Consider the following 19,900-nt stretch of genomic DNA (forward strand, 5'->3'; position numbering starts at 1 on the left):
TGGCCGCGGCCGCTGCGCTGTGGCCACCATGGCCGCATGACGAACGGGGTGCGGCTGGTCGAGGAGCACACGATCCTGCGCGTGGTCGCAGGATCGCGTGCCTTCGGCCTGGCCACGGAGGACTCGGACACCGACCGGCGCGGCGTGTACGTGGCGCCGACGCGCGACTTCTGGCGGCTGTCGAAACCCCCGCAGCATGTCGAGGGCCCGCTCCCGGAGCAGTTCAGCTGGGAGGTGGAACGCTTCTGCGAGCTGGCGCTCGCGGGCAACCCGAACATCCTCGAGGTGCTGCACTCCCCGCTGACGGAGCTGTCCACACCGCTCGGCGACGAGCTGCGCGCGCTGGCCCCGGCCTTCCTCTCCCGCGAGGTGCACCGCACCTTCGGCCGCTACGCGGACGCCCAGCTGGCGAAGGCCCGTTCACGGATCGAGCGCGAGGGATCCCCCCGCTGGAAGCACGTACTGCACTTGCTGCGGCTGCTGATCAGCGGCGAGGCGCTGCTGCGCACGGGGGAGCTGCGGGTGGATGTGGGCGAAAGCCGCGACCGCCTGCTCACCGTCCGCCGCGGCGAACTCCCGTGGGAGGAAGTCATCGCCTGGCGCGACACCCTGACCACCCGCCTGGACACCGCCCTCGACACCAGCCCTCTGCCCGAGCGCCCGGACGCGGCGGCGGTCGAGAAGTGGCTGGTGTCCGTACGAGAGAGGTCGCTGTGAGAGAGCTGCCCGATCTGACGCCCGTCACCGCGTCGTACGAGCACGAGCTGGTCTTCGCCACCGTCTCCGGCGCCCACCTCTACGGCTTCCCCTCCGCCGACTCCGACATCGACCTGCGCGGCGCGCACCTGCTGCCGCTCCGCGAGGTCGTCGGTCTGCCGGCGCCGCGGGAGACGGTCAGCCGCATGTGGGACCGCGAGGGTACGGAGATGGACCTGGTCACGCACGACCTCGCGAAGTTCGCCCGGCTGCTGCTCAAGCGCAACGGCTACGTGCTGGAGCAGCTGCTCTCGCCGCTGGTCGTGCACACCACCCCGGTCCACGCCGAGCTCGTCGCCCTGGCGCCCGGACTCCTGACCCGGCACCACGCGCATCACTACCGCGGGTTCGCGCGCACGCAGTGGGAGCTGTTCGCCAAGAACGGGGAGCTGAAGCCGCTGCTGTACACCTTCCGCGTGCTGCTCACGGGCATCCACCTGATGCGTACGCACGAGGTGCTGGCGGACCTGCCGGCGCTGGCCGGGCTGGTGGCGTCGCCCGCGTATCTGCCCGATCTCGTACGGGCCAAGGCCGGCGCAGAGCACGGCCTGCTGGCCGACGTGCCGGATGCGCCAGGGCATGAGCGGCTGGCGGACGATGTGGCGGTGCTGCATGGCGTCCTCGACGCCGCGCAGGAGGCCACTGCCCTACCGGAGGAGCCGGTGGCGCGGGATGCGCTCAATGGCGTGCTCGTGGAGGCCCGGCTCAGCGGGTGCTGAGCCGGGCCCCGGGGTTCCCGCGGTCCCCTGCGGTCAGAGCAGGCCCGCGGCCGTCAGGTGCGCGCGGACGTGGTCTACTTCGGCCGGGGACAGGGGGATCTGGGGGTGCGCGGTCGTCGGGGAGGCGATGACGCCGCGGAGGTGGAGGGCGGCCTTGAAGGCGCCGAGCGCCGACGAGCTCATGCCCATCCGCGCCGGGTCGCCGGCCGTGATCATGCCGAACAGCTCCAGCAGCCGCTCCTGTTCCGTTCGCGCCTTTTCCGCGTCGCCGGACCGGGCGTACTCGTAGAGCCTGACGAAGCCTTGCGGGTCCACGTTCGCCAGCCCCGGGACCGCGCCATGCGCGCCCATGGCGATCGCCGCGTCCACCACCGTCTCCGACCCCGTCAGCACGCTGAAGCCCGGCGCCGCCGTCTCCCGCGCGCCCGCGATCACCTTGCGGAAGGACGTCTCGTCGCCGCTGGAGTCCTTCAGGCCCGCCAGCACGCCGTCCGCCGCCAGGCTCAGCACCAGCTCGGGTGCGAGCTTGGTGTGGACCGACACCGGGAGGTCGTACGCGAACACCGGTGCGCCGGTGCGCCCTGCCAGCTCGCGGAAGTGCCGGTCGATCTCCGCCGGGTGGGTGCGGGTGTAGAACGGCGCCGTGGCGACGAGCGCGTCCGCGCCCGCGGCGAGCGCGGTGCGGGCGTGGTCCAGGACGCGCAGCGTCGTCATGTCGATGACGCCGGCCAGGACCGGGACCTGCCCGGCCACGTGCCGTACGACCGTGTCCACGACCGTGCGGCGGTGGCCATCCGGCAGATACGCGGCCTCCGACGACGAGCCGAGGATGAAGAGTCCGTCCACCCCTCCCCCCACCAGGTGGTCCACCAGCCTCGTCAGGGACCCGGTGTCGACCTCGTATTCCGGCGTCAGGGGTGTGCAGACGGGCGGTACGACGCCGGTCAGAGGTGCGGGAAGGGTCATGCGTGGTCCTTTGCTTGGGTGACGAGTTCGCGGGTGGACTCACCGGCGGCTACGGGGTGGTGGCACCGGAAGCGGTGGACGGCGCCGTCGCCGTTGGTGGCGAAGTCCGGCATCGTGCGGGCGCATTCGTCCGTCGCTTTCCAGCAGCGGGTACGGAACGGGCACCCGCTCGGCGGGCGGGTGGCGGACGGGACCGGGCCGATCAGTGGGATCGGCTCGATCGGGTCGAGGAGCCCCGGGGTCGCCGAGAAGAGCGCCCTCGTGTACGGGTGCCGCGCCGCGTCCGTGATCTCCGCCGCCGGTGATTCCTCCACGATCCGGCCCAGGTACATCGTGATCACCCGGTCGCTCATCCGCCGCACCGTCTGGATGTCGTGCGAGACGAAGACCAGGGCGAGGCCGAGGCGTTCCTTCAGGTCCAGGAGGAGGTTGAGGATCTGGGCCCGGACCGACACGTCCAGCGCCGATGTCGGCTCGTCCGCCACCACCAGCTCCGGCTCCAGCGCCAGCGCGCGGGCGATCGCGACGCGCTGCCGCTGGCCGCCGGAGAGCTGGCCCGGCAGCGCGTCCTCGAGCACCTTTGGCAGGCCGACGAGTGACATCAGCTCGCGCACCCGCTCCTCGCGCTGCGCCACCGTGCCGCGGCGGTGCACGTCCAGCGGGTCGCGGAGGATCTGCCGGATGGTGAGGCGGCGGTTGAGGGCGGTGGACGGGTCCTGGAAGATCATGCCCGTACCCGTGCCGACGGCGGCCCGGCGCTCGGCCGCCGCCATGGACCACAGGTCCTTGCCGTGCAGCTCGATGCTGCCCTGCGTCAGCTTCTGCACGCCCACCAGCACCTGGGCGAGGGTGGACTTGCCGCAGCCCGACTCCCCCACCACGCCGACGGTTTCGCCCGCCGCGATCGTGAGGTCGGCGCCGGTCAGCGCGTACACCCGGTCGCGGGAGAGCAGGCCGCCCGTCCGCGCCTTGTGCACGACATGCGCGTCGCGCAGGGTCAGCAGGTCGGTCTTGCTCATGAGACGGCCTCTCGCTTGTCTCGCTTCGTTGGCTGCACCGGCACCGTCGCGATCCGCCCCGCCGGGTGGTGGCAGGCCGCCGAGTGCCGTACGCCGTCGCCCTCCAGCGCGGGCGCCGTCGTGTGGCACACCTCGCTCGCCAGCGGGCAGCGGTCCGCGAAGCGGCAGCCCGCGGGGAAGTCGGCGGGCGAGGGCACGACGCCCTTGATCTGCGTCATCCGCTCCTGCGCCGACTCCAGCGACAGGACGGAGCCGAGCAGGCCGCGGGTGTAGTGGTGGTTCGGGGCCTCGACGAGGTCCGCCGTCACACCCGTCTCGACGATCTGGCCGCCGTACATCACCACGACCCGGTCGGTCACGTCCGCGACCAGCGCCAGGTCGTGGCTGACGAGGATCAGCGCGAAGTCCAGCTCCTCGCGCAGCCGCAGCAGCAGCTCGATCACCTGCGCCTGCACGGTGACGTCCAGCGCCGTGGTCGGCTCGTCCGCGACGATCAGCTTCGGGTCGCGGGACAGCGCCATCGCGATCAGCACGCGCTGCCGCTGGCCGCCGGAGAGCTCGTGCGGATAGCTCTTGAGCGTACGGACCGGGTCGAGGCCCACCAGCTGCAGCAGCTCCTCGGCCGACCTCGTGCCGCCGCGCCGGATCAGCTGCTTGAGCTGGGCGCGGATCGTCATCGCCGGGTTCAGCGAGGACAGCGCGTCCTGGTAGATCATCGCCATGTCGTGGCCGAGCAGCGGGCGCCGCCGGCTCATCGGCATGCCGACCAGCTCCTTGCCGTCGAAGTGCACGCTGCCGCCGATGCGGGCGCCGTCCGGCTGCAGGCCCATGACGGTCAGCGCGGTCAGCGACTTGCCGCAGCCCGACTCCCCGACCAGGCCGAGGACTTCACCGGGGCGGACGTCGAAGGAGATGCCGTCGACGATGTCGACGCCGTCGTGCCGCTCGTCGAAGCCGATCCGCAGGTCCTTGACGGCCAGCACCGGTTCGCCCTGCGGCAGCGGCCGGGCGCGCTGGCGCAGCCGCTGCGCCGCCGTCTCCAGGCCTGGCAGCTCCAGCACCTTGCCGGTGCCGGCCTCGGGCGCCTCCAGCTTGTCGGCCTTCTCCGCCTCCTTGCGCACCTCCGCCTTCCGCGCGGCCGGGGCCGCCCAGGCGTCGGAGATGCCCTCGGAGAGGATATTCAGCGCGAGCACCGTGAGCAGCATGACCAGGCCGGGGAAGATGGTCGCCCACCAGCCGCCGCTGAGCACCATGTTCTTGCCGTCGGCGATGACCGAGCCCCAGGACGGCTCCGGGGGCCGGATGCCGGCGCCGACGAAGGACAGCGAGGCCTCGAAGACGATCGCCTCCGCCACCTGCACGGTGCAGAAGACCAGGATCGGCGCGGCGCAGTTGATCGCCACGTGCTTGAGGACGATATGCGGGGTACGGGCCCCGATCACGCGCTCGGCGACCACGTAGTCCTCGCCGTACTGATCCAGCACATTCGCCCGTACGACCCGCGCGATCGGCGGCGTGAAGAGGAACGCGATGGAGCAGATCAGGACCCAGATGCTGCCGCCGAAGACGGTCACGAAGGTGACGGCCAGGGCGATGCCGGGGAAGGCCATCACCACGTCGAGGCAGCGCATCACCAGCTCGTCCACGGCCTTGCGGGCGGTCGCGGCGAAGGCGCCGAGGGCCGCCCCCACCGCCAGTGCGAGCACGGTGGCGCCGAGGCCGATGGCGAGCGACCAGCGGGCGCCGTACATGAGCCGGCTGAGGATGTCGCGGCCGAGGTGGTCCTGGCCCAGCCAGTGGTCGCCCGACGGTGAGCCGTCGCCGACCACGTCGTACTGCTCGTACGGGTCGTGCGGCGAGAGCAGCGGCGCCAGCAGCGCGACCAGGATGACCACGCCCATGACGCCGACGGCGACCTTGGACAGCAGCGGCAGCCGGCGCAGCCGGATGCCGGGCCGGGACAGCGTCTCGACCAGCTTGGAACGTGAGGAGAACACCATCAGACAGCTCCCCTCAGCCGCGGGTTGACCAGCAGATACAGCACATCGATCAGCAGATTCACCAGCACGAAGCCGACCGCGACCGTGATCACGACGCCCTGCACCACCGCCGGGTCGCCGTTCTTGACCGCGGAGATCAGCAGGTTGCCCATGCCGGGCAGCGCGAAGATGGTCTCGATCACGACCGCGCCGCCGAGCAGATAGCCGACCCTCAGGCCGAGCACGGTGAGCGGGGTGATGAGGGCGTTGCGCAGCACGTTGCGGCCGACCACGACGAACGGCGGCAGGCCGCTGCCGGTGGCCGTGCGCACGTAGTCCTTGTCGAGCTCCTCGACCATGGACGTACGGACGATGCGGGTGAGCTGCGCGGCGACCGGCAGGGACAGCGAGAAGGCCGGCAGCGTCATGGTCTTCAGCCAGCCGCTGAAGGAGTCCGCCGGATTCACGTATCCGCTGGTGGGGAACCAGCCGACGTCGACCGCCAGATACTGGATCATCAGCAGCGCCAGCCAGAACGCGGGCGCGGCCACGCCGACCAGCGACACCACACGGATGATCTGGTCCGGCAGCCGGTCGCGGTAGACCGCCGCGACGATGCCCCCGACGAGGGCGAGGACCACGGCAATGGCCAGGCCCATGAAGGTGAGCTGCAGGGTGAGCGGCAGCGCGGTGGTCACCTGGTCGAGGACCTCGCCGCGGGTGAGGACGCTGATGCCCATGTTGCCCTGCAGCAGGTCGCCGACGAAGTTCACATAGCGGACCGGCAGCGGGTCGAGCAGCCCGTTCTCCTCGCGGAACTGGTGCATCTGTTCCGGCGTCGGGTTCGCGCCCTGGAAGTACGCCGAGGTGGGGTCGGTGTCCGCGAACCTCATCACGAGGAACACGAACAGCACGACCCCGAGCAGCAGCGGTACGAGCAGGGCGATGCGGCGTGCCAGCATTCTGGCTATTGCGGCCACAGTTGTGCTCCTAGCAGTTGCTGGTTACGCCGGCTTGGCTTCGAGCAGGTTCACGCCCGGATAGGGCTGCGCCTTGACGCCGGTGAGCTTCTTGGCGTCCCAGGCGGTGAGCAGCTCGTTGTGGACCACCGGGTAGAGCACCGCGTTTTCCGCGACGACGTCGATGTAGTCCTGCGTCATCTGCTTCTTCTTCTCCTGGTCGGATTCCTTCGTCGCCGCGTCCATCTGCTTGAAGAGGCGCTTGGCGTCGGAGCTGGCGCCCCACCGGGAGTACGTGGTCATCCACAGGTTCTTGGGCCCGTAGTTGTAGCGCATGATCAGGTCGGCATCGAGGCCGAACTGGTTGGGGTTCGAGGCCGAGGCCACCACCTGGAAGTCCTTCTTCTGGTCCAGCTTGGTGAAGAGGGCGCCGGTCTCCTGGATGTTGAGTTCGGTCTTGACGCCGATGGCGTCCCAGGAGGCCTTGATGGTGGGCAGGCACTCGGAGATCCAGGTGACGTTGGAGCCGTCCAGGGTGACCTTGAGGTCGCTGACCCCGGCGTCCTTCAGCAGCTTCTTCGCCTTCTCCGGGTCGTAGGCGTAGACCGTCTTCGCCTTGCGGTACGAGGGGTTGGCCTCGTTGAGGAAGGACGTGGCCGCCTTGCCCTTGCCCTTCAGCGCCGCCTTGATCATCTTGTCGGTGTCGATGGCGTAGAAGAGCGCCTGCCGCACCCGGACGTCGTCGAACGGCTTGTGCTTGGTGTTGAAGAGCAGGAACAGATGGTTCATGCCCGCCCCGCCCTCGACCGTGAGGCCGCCCTTCTCCAGCTGGGCGATGTCGCCGTACGGGATGTTGTCGGCGATCTGCGCGTCCGCGCTGCCGCCGGAGATCTTGGCGACGCGGGCCGGGCCGTCGACGATCGTCAGCCAGTTCATCTTCTTGAAGTTCGCCTTGCGCGGCCCGTTGTAGTCCTTGAAGGCCTCGAAGGTGGTGTTGGTCTTCGGCGTGTGCGAGGCCTGCTTGTACGGGCCCGAGCCGACGGCCTTGCCCTTGATGGCGTCGTCGAGGCCCTTCTTCGTACCGAAGACGTGCTTCGGCATGATCTTCGCGAGGGTGAGGCGGGCCGCGCCGTCCGGGAAGGGGAAGTTCAGGATCAGCTCGACGCTCTTGTCGTCGACCTTCTTGACCTCCTTCAGCCAGCCGGAGAAGAAGCTGTAGGCGAGGCTCTGGGTGTTCTCGTCCAGGGCCCGCTCGAAGGTGAAGACCACGTCGTCGGCGGTGACCGGCTTGCCGTCGTGCCACTTGGCGCCGTCGCGGAGGGTGAACTTCCACGTGGTGGCGTTCAGGTCGGACGGCGCCTCGGTGGCGAGGGCGGCGTAGGGCTTGCGGGTGATCGGGTCGGTGTCGAGCAGGCCCTCGTAGATGTGGTGGTTGCCGGCCATGGCGAAGGCCGACGCGGTCATCAGCGGGTCCCAGGTCTGGTCGTTGCCGTAGCCGATGACGACGGTGAGGTTGTCGGCCGTCCCGCCCTTGCCGTCGCCGGTGTCGGTGGTGGACTTGGGGCCGCCGCCGCAGGCGGACAGGGTCGTGGTGATCACACCGGCGGCGCCGAGCGCGCCGGTGTACTTCAGCAAGGTCCGGCGGTTCAGGCCATCGCTCACGGGGTGCCTCCAAGAAGGGGTGCGGGTCGCCGCGTCCTTCCCTGTCCCTGGGAAGTGCGCGGGTGGTAGGTAGCAGATGGGAGGTCCTACGTCCTATGTCCAGCGGATGGAACATAAGAGGTGGTGCGACGGCGGGTCAAGAGTCCTGCCCAATGCGTGATCTGCCGGTGACCAGCAAGGTGTTGGCGGCGACGCCCGCGAAACGGCAATACTGCGGCGAATGACCACTTCCCCCGCCACCTGGAACCGGGCAGAACGCCTCGACCCCACCCGTATCGCGGCGGCTGTCCACGCGGCCACGGGCGTCCGCTACGCCGTCGAGGGGCGCTGCCCCGGCGGCGAGGTGGGCGCGGCCTACGTACGCCGCGACGACGGCCACCGGGCCGTACTCACCTGGCGGCCCGGCGTCACGCTCGCCGAGATGGAAGTGGGCCCGCTGGCGGTGACCGAGGCGCTGCGGGCGAGCGGCTATCCGGCACCGGCGACGGAGCTGGCGGTGCAGCTCGGCGAGGACGTGGCGGTGGTGCAGGAGCTGCTGCCCGGGAGCAAGATCGATCTGTTGACGCCGGGGCTGCTGGAGCAGGTGCTTCAGCTACGCGCCCGGCATGTGGGGGCGCTGGCCGGGCGGGTGTCGGTGCCCGTACGGCCCCTCCATCTGCTGTCCTCGGGTCCCGGCCACTGCCTGCACGAGCCGCCGCTCGCCCACAGCGCCCGGACGGCCGATCTGGTGCGGCGGGTGCGGGCGGTCGGCGAGGAGTTCGGCGATGTGCTGCCGGGTGATGATGCCGTGCACGGAGACTTCCACCCGGGGAATGTCCTGGAGTCCGGCGGCATCGTCACCGGCGTCGTGGACTGGGACGGTGCGGCGCGCGGGGATGCGGCCTTCGACCTGGTCAATCTGCGCTTCGGCGTGCACCCGCAGCAGGACGTCGACCCGGCCGTGGTGCACCGGATCGACGCCCTGCTGGATGAGCTACCGCCTGCCGTGCTGCGGCCCGCGTGGGCGCATCTGAGCCTGCGGATGGCGGACTGGGCTATCCGTCACTTCCCCGAGGACGAACTGACGGGCTGGGTGGAGCTGGCGGAGTCGCGGCTGTCGGACTGATCCCCGGCGGCCGGCGGGGCGCCCTCCACTCGCGGCTCCGGGACGATGCGGGCCAGCCACTTGGGGCACCACCAGTTGGCGTTGCCGAGCAGCGTCATCGTGGCCGGAACCAGCACCATCCTGATGATCGTGGCATCCGCGAGGACCGCGACCGCCATCCCGAAGCCCATCATCTTCACCGTCACGTCGGGGTCGATCGCGAAGCCGGTGAAGACCGCGACCATGATGGCCGCCGCGCTGGTGATCACGCGTCCGGTGGCGGACAGGCCGCGCACGACGCTGCCGTGCGGGTCGCGGGTGACCAGCCAGTCCTCCCGTACCCGGGACAGGAGGAAGACCTCGTAGTCCATCGACAGGCCGAAGAGGACGGTGAACATCAGCACCGGCACCCAGCTCGACACCGGCACCTCGTGCGGCAGCCCGAGCGCCCGGGCGCCGACGTCGGACTGGAAGACGGCGGTCATCACGCCGTAGGCGGCGGCCACCGACAGCAGATTCATGACGGAGGCCTTCAGCGCCGCGATGGGCGCCCGGAAGAGCACCGTCAGCAGGATCAGCGCGAGGGCGACGACGAAGGGGATGACCACCCAGAGCCGTTCCGCGAGCCGGTCGGAGATGTCCGCGAAGACGGCCACCGTGCCGGTGATCTCCGCGCCGTTGGCGGGCAGCGCGTCCGCGCGGAGGCGGTCGAGGAGTTCGGGGGTGGCCTCGTCCTGGGGCCCGGTCTTCGGGGTTACGTTGATGACGGCGGCGTCGCGGGCCGCGTTCAGGGCGGGCGGTGATACGGACGCCACGCCCGGGTCGGCGGCGAGGTCCTTGCGCAGGCCGGAGAGCCGGTCGGCGGGGATCTTGTCGAGGTCGACGGCGACCTGGAGCGGGCCGTTGGCGCCCGCCCCGTACTCGTCGGCGACGAGGTCGTACGCCTGCCGGGTGGTGTTGGACGTCGGCTGGCTGCCCGCGTCCTGCGGCCAGGTGCGCATGCCCAGCAGCGGCGCCGCGAGCGCGAGCAGCACGACGAGCGCGCCGAGCGCGGCCGGGATGGGGCGGCGGACGACGGTGCGCGCCCAGCGCTCGGTGAGCGGGCGGCGCTTGGGCTTGGCCGCTTCGTTGTTACGGGTCTTGAGCCCGAGCCGCTCGGCCTTCGGCAGCAGCCGGTGCCCGGCGAGGCCGCACAGCGCCGGGACGAGGGTGAGCGCGGCGGCCATCACGGCGCCGACGGCGGCGAAGGTGGCGTAGCCGAAGGACGAATAGACCGGCAGCCCGGTCAGCCGCAGCCCGAACAGGCACAGCAGCACCGTCAGTCCCGCGATCACGACGGACGCGCCCGCGGTCGCCGTCGCCTCGGCCGCGGCGGCGCGCGGGGTGAGGCCGCGGCGCAGGCCTTCGGCCTGGCGGGCGACGAGGAGCAGCGCGTAGTCGATGCCGACGCCCAGGCCGACCATGGTGGCGACGGTGGGCGCGATGGTGCTGACGTCGGTGGCGGCGGAGAGCAGGGTCACGATGGCGGTGCCGAGGGCGAGACCGGCCAGGGCGACGACGAGCGGCAGTCCGGCGGCGGTGAGGGAGCGCAGGGCGAGGAGGAGGATGATCAGGGCGGCGGCGAAGCCGATGGCTTCGGCGGTGCCGCTGGGCTTGGTGATGTTCTCCGGGACCTGGCCGCCGAGTTCGACGTCGAGGCCGGCCTTCTCGGCGGGGGCGGCGGCGTCGCGGAGGGCGTCGGTGCCGTCGCTGCCGCTGAAGTCGGTGACCGGGATGTCGTAGGTGACGGCGATCAGTGCGGTGTCGCCGTCGCGCGAGAGCTGGGGGCGGTCGACGGCTGCCGCGCCCTCGATGTGGGTGAGGCGCTCGCGGACGTCCTTCAGCACCTGCTGCGGGAGCCGGTCGCCGTCGGCGTCATGGACGACGACGCGGGCGTTGGTGCCGGACATCTCCGGGAAGCGCTCGGTGAGGAAGTCCGTGCCTGCCTGGGAGGGCGTGCCGGGCACGGTGTAGTCGTCCTGGGGCGTGCCGCCGAAGGTCGTCATCAGAGCGACGGCGGCGGCGATGGTGAGCAGCCAGGCGGAGATGGTGCGCCATGGGTGGGCGGCGGCACCGCCGCCTAGGCGGCCGAGCAGGCGGGACATGCGGTTCCCCTCCGGGGTGGTCCGAGTTCTTCTTACGGATCACCCTGCGGGTGGGGCTTTGGGGGCCTCTTGGGAGTCGCTTGGAGTCTCGGGTGGCGGGCGCCTGGCCTGGTCGCGGTGCAGGTTGGGTGGGGCGGCTGCGCGAAACGTCCCGGGCCCACCCGTCCCGCCCTGCGGGACGCCTGCCCCCGGAGGCGCGTCAGCGCCCCCGGGAGGGGCCGGACCGGCTGGCCCGGGACGATTGCTTACGTGCAGCCGTTGTCGCTGGTCAGGGACTCCTGGCCGTATTCACCCGGGTACGGGAGGGCGGTGCCGCTGATCGTGATGTCCTGGCCCTCGCCGTTGAGCAGTTGCTCGTAGTGGATGTGCGGGCCCGTTACGTTGCCCGTGGCGCCCGTCGTGCCCACCTGCTGGCCCTGGGCCACCTGCGCGCCGTCGTCGACCGAGAAGGCGTCCAGGTGGAAGTAGTACGTCTGCCAGCCGTCGCCGTGGTCGATGACGATGTAGTTGCCCGCGCCGCCGTCCTCGTAGTGCTGCGTGGCGGTGCCTGCCGCCGAGGCCAGCACCGGGGCGCCCGCTGTCTCGCCGCCGTCGTCGCGGACGAAGTCCAGGGCGCGGCGGACCTCTGCGGAGTGGTGGCTGTACGTCCATGACTGGCCGCAGGCGAAAGGCGCCTTGAAGTCGGGCGCGGCGGCCGGGGACTCCTCCCCCGCGGCGGCGGTGGCGGTGCCCAGGCCGACCAGGGCCGCCAGCGCGGCGATCACGGCCAGCAGCAGCCGCCTGCGCGCCCTGAGGCGCATGCCGTGCCCGCTCACGGGATCGGCTCCACCGACGGGCCTTCCTGGGCGAGCAGATCACGGGCGAACTGCTCCCACTGCGCGTACCGGTCCGGATAGGCGGACACCTGCACCGCCTGGCACACCTCGCCGGGCGGCATCGTCTCCCAGCCGTCGATCTGGATCAGCCCGGGATTGCTGCCGAAGTCGGCTACCCCGTAGAAGGACTTCGAGGACGTCGGCACGTGCGTGATCTGCTCCGGCGTGCCCCAGCCCGTGCTGGGCCGCTGCTGGAAGATGCCGAGCGAGTCGTGGTCGACGGGCTCCAGGTAGTTGACGAACTTGGACTCCTGCATGGCCGTCATCAGGGCGATGACGATGCCCTGCTCGGGGATCGAGGCGCCCTTGCCGACGCCGATGACGGTGCGGGCGTTCGCGAGCTCCTCGGGGCCGAGGTCGGCGGGGGTGGCGAAGGTCTGCTTCAGCTCGGCGTTGGGGGCGTCCTGCAGCGCCTGGGCGGTCTTCGCGTCGACCTTGCCGGTCTGCTTGAGCCCGTGCTGCTTCTGGAACCACTCGATGCCATGCCCGGACTTGGCCGCCGTGGCGCTCGGCGGCGCCGCCTGGGTGGCCGCGGGGACGGCGAACATGCCGGCCGCGGCGGCGAGCACGGCGGCGGGTATCGCGGTTCTGGTCCGTATGCGCACCTGACACTCCTTCGTCGGTGGGGGGTGTGCACAGCCGGACCAGAGTGGTGAGCGCACCTGTCATGGCGCAAACAATGAAAGCCAGCATTTACGGCCGCTACGACGGGAGTTCGCCCCGCCCGGCGCTGCGCAGCAGCACTCGCCCCTCCTGGGTGGCGACGTGGAAGGACCGGCCACCGCGCCGTACGGTCACGACCAGGCCCGCGTCGCGCAGCACGCTCACATGCCGGCTGATGGCGGGATGGGTGACGTCGAGGAGACGGGCGAGCTCGACGGTGGAGCAGCCGGTGGCGGCCGCGCGCAGCACCGCGGCCCTGGTGTGCCCGAGCAGGGCGCCGAGGGCGCCGAGCGCGTCGTCGGCCGGCGCGGCGCGGTCGCCGGGGCGGGGCAGCGCCCAGTCGGCGGTGTGCTCGATCGGATAGACCAGCACCGGCGGCAGGCCCGGGTCGGCCAGCGTGAAGGGCCGCGGCCAGCAGAAGAACGACGGCACCAGCGTCAGCCCGCGCCCGTCAAGACGGATTTCGTGCTCGACGGGATACGGCGCCTCCAGCACCGGCGGCTCCCAGCGGACTGCGGGCCCGAGCCCTTCCAGCAGTCCGTCCGTACCGCCGTCGAGGAGGTCGTGCAGCCGCTGGATGCGGTCGGCGTCGATGTGCGCCTGGATGCGCCGCCAGTACGGGGCGATCGCCGTGTGGTGGTACGCCTGCATGGCTTGCGCGAGGCGGCGCAGCGCGGCGCTGTCGCCGCCGGCCATGGAGACGGCCCAGCGCGGGAGTTCGCGGTACGCGGCCATGCGGGCGAGGTCGGCGCGCAGGCGGGGGCGCGGGGTGCGCAGCAGCGTGTCGACGGCCGACTGCAGGGTGCCGCGGTCACCACGGGTGGGGGTGAGGAAGTCCGGGGAGTAGCCGCTGGGCGGCAGCAGGTGCGACAGCAGCCGGCCGCTGTCCGCGACCCGTGGCCTGGCCCAGCGCCGCCATTCGCCGAACACGCGGGCGCCGTCCCGGCGTTGCAGCGTCTGCATGCTGTTGGTGATCTCCCAGAGGAAGTCGGGCCGCGAGGCGACGCGCACCCGCGCGAGATCCTCGGCGGTGAAGTGCACCCGCAGCATCGCCCCTCCACGTCCGGTACGTCCGGTGCCGGTTGACCTGAACACACCAGGCGAGCGCTGAACAGCCGCGCTGTCAAGGCATCCGTACGGCTGTCTCTACGCGTCGGGGAGCCGAGCCAGCGTCTCCCGCACTCTGGCCACCCACCAATCGGACTCCCATCGGCGGGCCACCTCGGCCGCGCGCTCGAAGTGCGCACGGGCCTCCGCCGGGCGGTCGAGGAGCAGCGCCACCTCTCCCATGGTGAGGGCGACCGGCTGCAGCGCCACGGCCACGCTGCCCGCGCCGATCATCTGGTCGCGGACCGGGTGGAGTTGGGTGAGCAGTTCCGCGGCCTCTTCGCGCTCCCGTAGGGCGAGGGCGGCGTGGGCGCGGATGGCGAGGAAGAGGGAGTAGAAGAAGTCGCGGCGGATCGGAGGGCGTTCGGCGCGTGCCTCGCGGGCGGCCGCCTCGTCGCCGGCCGCGGCCAGGCCGATGGCGAGCGCGTCGCCCACCAGCGGCCCGTACTGCTTCTGCGCGGCCCGCAACAGCGGCACGCCCTCCTCCGGCCGGCCGCGCAGCCACAGCAGCGAGAAGTGGACGATCGTCTCCAGGCCTGCGGCGTGCAGGGCGCCGTTGGCGCGCATCCGGCGGATGGCCTCGCCGTAACCGCGCTCCGCCTCCTCGAGCCGGCCGGCCGCCATGGCCAGGGCCGCCTCCTGGACGCGGACGATCGCCGCCTGGTCGCTGAGCCGGTGGGTCTCCGCGATCTCGCGGCCGCGTTCGCGGTGCCGGCGCATCGTGCGCAGGTCGCCGCGGAAGGCGGCGACTCCGGTGGCCACGTACTCGGCGATGAAGGCATAGCCCGGCAGGTCGTGCGCGGCGGCGAGCTCCGCCAGCTCGGCGGCGAGGGCCTCCCGCGGGGCCTGGTCCGCCTCCCATTCCGAGACCCGGCTGAGCGTGCTCAGCGCCTGGGCCAGGAGCTCGGGTTCGCCGAGGGTACGGGCCTGCTGCACCGCCTCGGCGGCGGCTTCCTTCGCCGCGCCGGTGCCGTCCGAGTCGAGGGCGCAGGCCAGGGCTTCGAGGAGGCGGCAGCGGGTGACCGGGGTCAGGTCGTCGCGGGCGAGGAGCCGGTGCAGGGCGGCGGCGGGGCGGGAGTCCGGGCCGCCGTAGTCGCGGTTCTCCCACACGGTGGGCTCGGTCCAGGCCGTGAGCGCCTCGATGAGCAGGTCCTGGCGGTCGAACTCCTCGGCCACATCCATCGCGCGCCCGCGGGTGGCGAGGGCGTCGGTGACGCGCCCGCCGCGGATCTGCGCCCGCAGCAGACGGCCGAGGACGTCGACGAGGCGGGCCCTGACGTCCTCGCCCTGCCAGGCGGCCGGGTGCTCCTCCAGGCAGCGGGCGGCGCGGGCGAGGAGGGCAGCGGCGGCGTCGTGGGCATAGCGGCGGGTGGCGAGGTCGGCGGCGCGCAGCGCGTACTCGACGGCTGGTCGGGCGGTGTCGGCGGAGGGTGCCTGGAGGTAGTGGTGGGCGAGCGCCGATACGTCGTCGGGGCGCAGGTCGCGGAGGGCGGCGGCGATGCGGGTGTGCATGCGGGCGCGGCGCAGCCGGGTGAGGTCGGCGTGGAGCGTGTCGCGGACGAGGGCGTGGGTGAAGCGCACGCGTCCGTCGGCGGGTTCGGTGAGCAGCCCGGCTTCGACGCCCGCGTCGAGGGCGTCGAGGACGGTGTCCTCGTCGGCATCGGCGGCCCGGATCAGCACCTCGGCTTCCGCCTCGCGGCCGGCGACGGCCAGGAGGCGGAGTACGGAGAGGGCGGGCGCCTGCAACCGGCCGAAGCGGCGGCGCAGGACGTCGCGTACGCCCTCGGGGACGTCGCCGGGCATGTAGACGCCGGCGTCGGCGACCATGCGTGCGCTCTCCAGCAGGAAGAACGGATTCCCGGCGGCGCGCTCGGCGAGCGCCGGTGCCGCTTCGGCGGGGACGCCGTCCACGGTGTGCACGAGCCGCACGGCGTCGGCCGGCGCCAGGCCCCCGAGGGGGAGGCGGAGGGGGGTGCGGCGGGCGAGGCGGGCGTGTACGGCGGTGAGGTCGCCCTCGTCGGGGCGGTAGGCGGCGATGAGGAGGAGCGGAGGGCCGGTGACTTCTTCGGCGACGGCGGCCAGGAGGGCGAGGGTTTCGGCGTCGGCGCGGTGGAGGTCGTCGAGGACGACGGCGAGGGGGTGCTCTGCGGCGACGGTCGCCAGCCAGGCGCAGAGGGCGCGGTGGAGTCGGAAGCGGTCGGTGGCCGGGGGGCCACCGGGGGTGGGGCGGGGGGCGTGGCTTGTCGGTGGGTCCGGTTCAGCCGTGGGCTCGGGGGGAGGCGCGGGCGCGGAGAGAGATGCGGGCGCGGAGAGAGGTGCGGGCGCGGGGAGAGGTGCGGGCGCGGGGAGGGCTGCCGGTCCGGGTGCGCCGCCGGCGCGCAGGAGCGGTGCGAGGTCGGTGGTCAGGCGCTGGTCCGGGGCCGCGTGGGCGGCCACCGCGCCGACGACCTCCTCCCAGGCGTACGCGGGCGGCGCGCCATCCGTCTCGGGGCAGCGGCCGGTGGCCACAACCCAGCCGCCTTGCCGCAGCTCGGCAGACGCCCGCGCCAGCAGACTGGTCTTCCCGGCCCCGGCCTCACCGCTGACGAGCACCACCCGGGCCCCGCCGGTACGGGCATCCGCCGCGACCCGCGCAAGCACGCCGAGCTCAGCCTCGCGCCCGACGAAGCCGTGCGAGGTGGCGTGCGGTACGGAGCCCGCGAGCTCGGCGGGCGGGGAGGGCAGGGGCCCGGCAGGCGTGACGGGCGCGGGTGCGGCGGCTGCGGGCGCGGCAGACGCGGGCGCAGCAGGCCCGGCAGACGCGGGCGCAGCAGGCGCAGCAGACGCGGGCCCGGCAGACGCAGGCCCGGCAGACGCGGGCCCCGCGGGCGTGGCAGGCGCGGGCCCGGCCGGCGCGGCGGGTGCGGGCGCGGCAGTGCTGCCGGTCGCAGCCTCCGCCGGTCCCACGGCCTCCGCCGGTCCCACGGCCGCCGCCGGCCCCACGGCCTCCGCCAGCAGCTCCTCCCGCCCCTGCAGGATCGCCGTCTCCAGCTCCCGTAGACCCGGGCCCGGGTCCAAGCCCAGCTCGTTCGCCAGGACATCGCGGGCGCGGCGCAGGGCCGCCAAGGCGTCTGCGCGGCGGTCGGCGGCCCAGAGGGACAGCGCCAGTAGGCGCCAGCCTTCCTCCCTCAGGGGGCCGCATCTCGTCAGCGTCTCCGCGGCTATTGCGGCTTCCGTCGCATGGCCCAGGCGGAGCGTCGCCGCTGCCTGCAGCTCGCGCGCCGTCAGGCGGAGTTCGGCGAGGCGGGTTGTTTCCGTTACCGCCCACGCGGCGTCGGCGAATTCCGCGTACGCCTCGCCGCGCCATTGCGCCAGCCCCGCGTCCAGCGCGGCCCGCGCCGCGGCCGGGTACGTCGTCACCAGGGCGTCGGCGCTGCGTACCGCGGATTCAAAGCGCCACGCGTCCACCGCGTCCTCGGCCAACCGCAGCGCATAACCAGGCGGGGCACTCACCAGCAGCCGCGCGGGCGTGCGCGGCGAGCGGCCGGGTTCCAGGACCCGGCGCAAGTTCGACACGTACGCCTGGAGCGACGCCAGCGCCCGCGGCGGCGCCGCACTCCCCCACAGGTCCTCGATCATGCGGTCCGCGGACAGCGCCTCGCCGCGCGCGGTGACCAGCAGCGCCAGTACGGCGCGCTGGCGCGGGCCGCCCAGGTCGGCGGCCTCCCCGTCATCCGCGTCCACCTCGGCCGCCAGCGGCCCCAGCACCCGTATCCCCACCACAACCGGCAGCCTATGACCCGCTCCAAGCCGCCTCCAAGCCGCCTCCTGACCAGGCCCTGAGCATGGTGCAGCATGACTACCCAGCCCGAGACCCAGCCCGACACCCACGAGATGGTCGTCGTCCACCGCATGTTCCGGCGCGAGGCGCGGCTCTTTCCCGGTCTTGTACGGGGCGTGGCCGCCGGTGACGCCAACCGCGCCCACGCCATCGCCGCCGCCTGGCGCGACAATCGTGATCAGCTGCACCATCACCACACCGGCGAGGACGACCTGCTCTGGCCGAAGCTCCTTGCCCGGGTCGACCTGGAGGCGGAGCTGGTGCTGCGGATGGAGGAGCAGCACCAGGTCGTCGCGGCGACCCTCGATCGCGCCGCCGCGCTCTTCGACGCCTGGGAGGCCGCCGCGCTGCCCGACACCCGCGACCACCTCGCCTCCGTACTCGACGAGCACGAGGCCGCCCTCACCGAGCACTTCGACGACGAGGAGCGGCAGGTCCTCCCCCTCGTCGCGCGGCACATCACCCTCGCCGAGTGGCAGGCGCTCGCCGATCACGCCGTCGAGACCACGCCGAAGCACAAGCTGCTGCACACCCTCGGCGCGCTCCTCGAGGACGCCACCGCCGAGGAACGCGCCTGGATCTGGCCGAACGTCCCGCCCCCCGCCCGCGTCGCCTGGCGCGCGTACGGGCAGTTCGCGTACCGCCGCAAGGTGCGGCAGCTGCGCGGGGCCTGACCCAGCACGCGCAGCCCGGCCTCAGCCCTCCCGGCTCACCGCCAGCGGCTGGAACACCCGCCGCAAGTTGTGCGCCACCCCATCCGCCGTGATCCACGCCAGCGGCGCGAAGTGAAAGTCGATCCCGGCCGGATCCACGAAATACGGCCGCCCGGCCGCATCCGCCGGCCACTCCACCGTGCCGGTCGCCGTCCGCGCCGGGATCAGCCAGTGGTCGCCGGTGCGGTAGCGGCCGCCGGGCCCGAAGTACACCTCGACGCCCTCCTCCAGGTGCAGCCAGCGGCCCTCCTCGACCGGCACCGCCCCGCCCCGCAGCGGCGTCAGCGTGCCGTCCGCCGTGCGGCTGCCGGTGCGGTGGTCCCAGCGGCGCAGGAACGGGTGCCGCTCAGGGTGCCTGCCGACGCCGCCGCCCGGCTCGCCCGACAGCCGCACCCGGCGGCGCGGCAGGTCGATCTCCTCGACCCGCAGCAGCGGCTTCGGCTGCAGCCGGGACACGTACGCCGAGTCGCAGAACTCCACCCAGTCCCCCGGGTTGACGTCCAGCTTCGCGTCGCCGCCGAGGTGCGCGAGGTCGACCCAGGTGCCGTCGAGGCCGTCGACGGGGAAGACGACGGAGCCGTTCTCCCGGGACCAGACAAAAGTCGCCTCGCCCGAACCCGCGCCGCGCCCGCCGTCGTGGATCTCCACCCGGTACAGCTGATTCTCCGGCCCCCGGTAGCGCGCGTCCGGGCGCGCCAGGCACGGGTCGTCGTCGGCGTGCTCGGGCCGCTGGGCGCGGGCGGCGAGGGCGCCGCCGGGGCCCTGCCGCAGCGTCCACTCGTCGAAGGCCTTGCGGGCGTCCTCCGCGTCCGCCCCGGCCTTCAGCCCGAGGTCGGCCGCGGACAGCGGCAGCACCTGCCACACGGTACGTACCCGGGCCGCCGTGTCCGGCAGCGCGGAGCCGAGCGCGACCTCCCGTATCGACGGGTCCTCGGCGGCCGTCACCGACCGCTCCCAGATCTTCAGATACGCGAGGAAGGGCGCGGACGGCAGCCGGTCGGCGGGGTTTTCCGGGTTGCGGTACGCGTCCGGCTGGTCCCAGTAGGTCCACTGCAGGGCCGCCTCCGGCGGGGCATCCTCGGCCACCTCCGAGTCCGCCTCCGCGCCCTCGTCCGGGACGGTCCCGATCGGGCTCGGCCGGTCGGAGTCGACCAGGATGCCGTCCACGTAGTACCGGCCCCAGCTCAGCTTCAGGTCATCCAAGTCCTGGCCCCGCGCGTCGAATTCCACCGCGAAGCCCTCGTGCCCCGCGGGCGCGCCATGCGGCCCGATCAGATCCGCCGCGGTCGTACGGGCCCGGTGCAGGTCGATCGCCGCCTGCTCGTTCGCGTCGGCGTCCAGCTGCACTCGGCCCTGCTGGCTGAGGACGGCGCTGTAGTGGCGTTCCGGCCGGAACGTGGTGCGGGAAAGGTCGGCGTGCATGGGTGTGAGTCC

Annotated in this window: 14 protein-coding genes and 1 pseudogene; 4 read left to right on the forward strand and 11 right to left on the reverse strand. The window is 72.7% G+C overall.

Annotation, left to right across the window (positions count from 1 at the left end):
* Nucleotides 1–36 precede the first annotated feature (36 nt).
* Together ACNNMR_RS06890 and ACNNMR_RS06895 are read left to right on the forward strand one after the other, a co-directional pair.
* A complete protein-coding gene (locus tag ACNNMR_RS06890; RefSeq protein ID WP_419993628.1) occupies nucleotides 37–717 on the forward strand; it encodes a DNA polymerase beta superfamily protein in 681 nt (226 codons plus the stop codon).
* Nucleotides 714–1,475: a DNA polymerase beta superfamily protein gene (locus ACNNMR_RS06895; protein WP_419993629.1), complete on the forward strand. Its 762-nt coding sequence runs from the start codon at nucleotides 714–716 to the stop codon at nucleotides 1,473–1,475. The genes ACNNMR_RS06890 and ACNNMR_RS06895 overlap by 4 nt, the downstream gene beginning before the upstream one ends.
* Before the next feature lie 33 nt (nucleotides 1,476–1,508).
* Here ACNNMR_RS06895 and ACNNMR_RS06900 read toward each other — a convergent pair whose 3' ends face one another.
* From ACNNMR_RS06900 to ACNNMR_RS06920, 5 genes are read right to left on the reverse strand one after another with little or no spacing between them, the layout of a single operon-like run.
* A complete protein-coding gene (locus ACNNMR_RS06900; RefSeq protein WP_419993630.1) occupies nucleotides 1,509–2,441 on the reverse strand; it encodes a dihydrodipicolinate synthase family protein in 933 nt (310 codons plus the stop codon).
* Nucleotides 2,438–3,460, reverse strand: a complete 1,023-nt coding sequence (locus ACNNMR_RS06905; RefSeq protein ID WP_419993631.1) for an oligopeptide/dipeptide ABC transporter ATP-binding protein — start codon at nucleotides 3,458–3,460, stop codon at nucleotides 2,438–2,440. The genes ACNNMR_RS06900 and ACNNMR_RS06905 overlap by 4 nt, the downstream gene beginning before the upstream one ends.
* Nucleotides 3,457–5,460, reverse strand: coding sequence for a dipeptide/oligopeptide/nickel ABC transporter permease/ATP-binding protein (locus ACNNMR_RS06910; RefSeq protein WP_419993632.1), 2,004 nt, complete (start codon nucleotides 5,458–5,460; stop codon nucleotides 3,457–3,459). The genes ACNNMR_RS06905 and ACNNMR_RS06910 overlap by 4 nt, the downstream gene beginning before the upstream one ends.
* Complete coding sequence (locus ACNNMR_RS06915; RefSeq protein ID WP_419993633.1) at nucleotides 5,460–6,401, reverse strand: ABC transporter permease; 942 nt, start codon at nucleotides 6,399–6,401, stop codon at nucleotides 5,460–5,462. Before ACNNMR_RS06915 ends, ACNNMR_RS06910 begins: the two co-directional genes overlap by 1 nt.
* A gap of 42 nt (nucleotides 6,402–6,443) precedes the next feature.
* Entirely contained in the window at nucleotides 6,444–8,060 is a 1,617-nt protein-coding gene (locus ACNNMR_RS06920; protein ID WP_419993634.1) for an ABC transporter substrate-binding protein, read from the reverse strand.
* 220 nt (nucleotides 8,061–8,280) lie between these two features.
* Here ACNNMR_RS06920 and ACNNMR_RS06925 point away from each other — a divergent pair, with 220 nt between their 5' ends.
* Nucleotides 8,281–9,165 carry a phosphotransferase enzyme family protein gene (locus ACNNMR_RS06925; protein ID WP_419993635.1) on the forward strand — a complete coding sequence of 295 codons (885 nt, stop codon included), beginning with the start codon at nucleotides 8,281–8,283 and terminating at the stop codon, nucleotides 9,163–9,165.
* Here ACNNMR_RS06925 and ACNNMR_RS06930 read toward each other — a convergent pair.
* From ACNNMR_RS06930 to ACNNMR_RS06950, 5 genes and pseudogenes are all read right to left on the reverse strand, one after another.
* Nucleotides 9,102–11,288: an MMPL family transporter gene (locus tag ACNNMR_RS06930; protein ID WP_419993636.1), complete on the reverse strand. Its 2,187-nt coding sequence runs from the start codon at nucleotides 11,286–11,288 to the stop codon at nucleotides 9,102–9,104. The genes ACNNMR_RS06925 and ACNNMR_RS06930 overlap by 64 nt on opposite strands.
* A gap of 251 nt (nucleotides 11,289–11,539) precedes the next feature.
* Nucleotides 11,540–12,088, reverse strand: a pseudogene (locus ACNNMR_RS06935) (M23 family metallopeptidase); the annotation flags it as partial.
* Nucleotides 12,089–12,099: 11 nt separating this feature from the next.
* Nucleotides 12,100–12,711: a peptidoglycan-binding domain-containing protein gene (locus tag ACNNMR_RS06940; protein ID WP_420000278.1), complete on the reverse strand. Its 612-nt coding sequence runs from the start codon at nucleotides 12,709–12,711 to the stop codon at nucleotides 12,100–12,102.
* A 154-nt stretch (nucleotides 12,712–12,865) separates the two neighbouring features.
* A complete protein-coding gene (locus ACNNMR_RS06945; RefSeq protein ID WP_419993637.1) occupies nucleotides 12,866–13,876 on the reverse strand; it encodes a helix-turn-helix domain-containing protein in 1,011 nt (336 codons plus the stop codon).
* Nucleotides 13,877–13,972: 96 nt separating this feature from the next.
* Entirely contained in the window at nucleotides 13,973–17,695 is a 3,723-nt protein-coding gene (locus tag ACNNMR_RS06950; protein ID WP_419993638.1) for a BTAD domain-containing putative transcriptional regulator, read from the reverse strand.
* Nucleotides 17,696–17,767: 72 nt separating this feature from the next.
* Here ACNNMR_RS06950 and ACNNMR_RS06955 point away from each other — a divergent pair, with 72 nt between their 5' ends.
* Nucleotides 17,768–18,427, forward strand: coding sequence for a hemerythrin domain-containing protein (locus ACNNMR_RS06955; protein ID WP_419993639.1), 660 nt, complete (start codon nucleotides 17,768–17,770; stop codon nucleotides 18,425–18,427).
* A 21-nt stretch (nucleotides 18,428–18,448) separates the two neighbouring features.
* Here ACNNMR_RS06955 and ACNNMR_RS06960 read toward each other — a convergent pair whose 3' ends face one another.
* A complete protein-coding gene (locus ACNNMR_RS06960) occupies nucleotides 18,449–19,888 on the reverse strand; it encodes a DUF6519 domain-containing protein (RefSeq protein ID WP_419993640.1) in 1,440 nt (479 codons plus the stop codon).
* Nucleotides 19,889–19,900: the final 12 nt, after the last annotated feature.

It is taken from the genome of Streptomyces boninensis (assembly GCF_048572725.1).
GTDB lineage: Bacteria > Actinomycetota > Actinomycetes > Streptomycetales > Streptomycetaceae > Streptomyces > Streptomyces boninensis.

Excerpts from the sequence above, each read along its gene's own strand:
- ACNNMR_RS06890 (WP_419993628.1), top strand. The coding sequence starts at position 37 with ATGACGAACGGGGTGCGGCTGGTCGAGGAGCACACGATCCTGCGCGTG.
- ACNNMR_RS06900 (WP_419993630.1), bottom strand. The coding sequence starts at position 2,441 with ATGACCCTTCCCGCACCTCTGACCGGCGTCGTACCGCCCGTCTGCACA.
- ACNNMR_RS06905 (WP_419993631.1), bottom strand. The coding sequence starts at position 3,460 with ATGAGCAAGACCGACCTGCTGACCCTGCGCGACGCGCATGTCGTGCAC.
- ACNNMR_RS06910 (WP_419993632.1), bottom strand. The coding sequence starts at position 5,460 with ATGGTGTTCTCCTCACGTTCCAAGCTGGTCGAGACGCTGTCCCGGCCC.
- ACNNMR_RS06915 (WP_419993633.1), bottom strand. The coding sequence starts at position 6,401 with ATGCTGGCACGCCGCATCGCCCTGCTCGTACCGCTGCTGCTCGGGGTC.
- ACNNMR_RS06925 (WP_419993635.1), top strand. The coding sequence starts at position 8,281 with ATGACCACTTCCCCCGCCACCTGGAACCGGGCAGAACGCCTCGACCCC.
- ACNNMR_RS06930 (WP_419993636.1), bottom strand. The coding sequence starts at position 11,288 with ATGTCCCGCCTGCTCGGCCGCCTAGGCGGCGGTGCCGCCGCCCACCCA.
- ACNNMR_RS06940 (WP_420000278.1), bottom strand. The coding sequence starts at position 12,711 with ATGTTCGCCGTCCCCGCGGCCACCCAGGCGGCGCCGCCGAGCGCCACG.
- ACNNMR_RS06945 (WP_419993637.1), bottom strand. The coding sequence starts at position 13,876 with ATGCTGCGGGTGCACTTCACCGCCGAGGATCTCGCGCGGGTGCGCGTC.
- ACNNMR_RS06955 (WP_419993639.1), top strand. The coding sequence starts at position 17,768 with ATGACTACCCAGCCCGAGACCCAGCCCGACACCCACGAGATGGTCGTC.
- ACNNMR_RS06960 (WP_419993640.1), bottom strand. The coding sequence starts at position 19,888 with ATGCACGCCGACCTTTCCCGCACCACGTTCCGGCCGGAACGCCACTAC.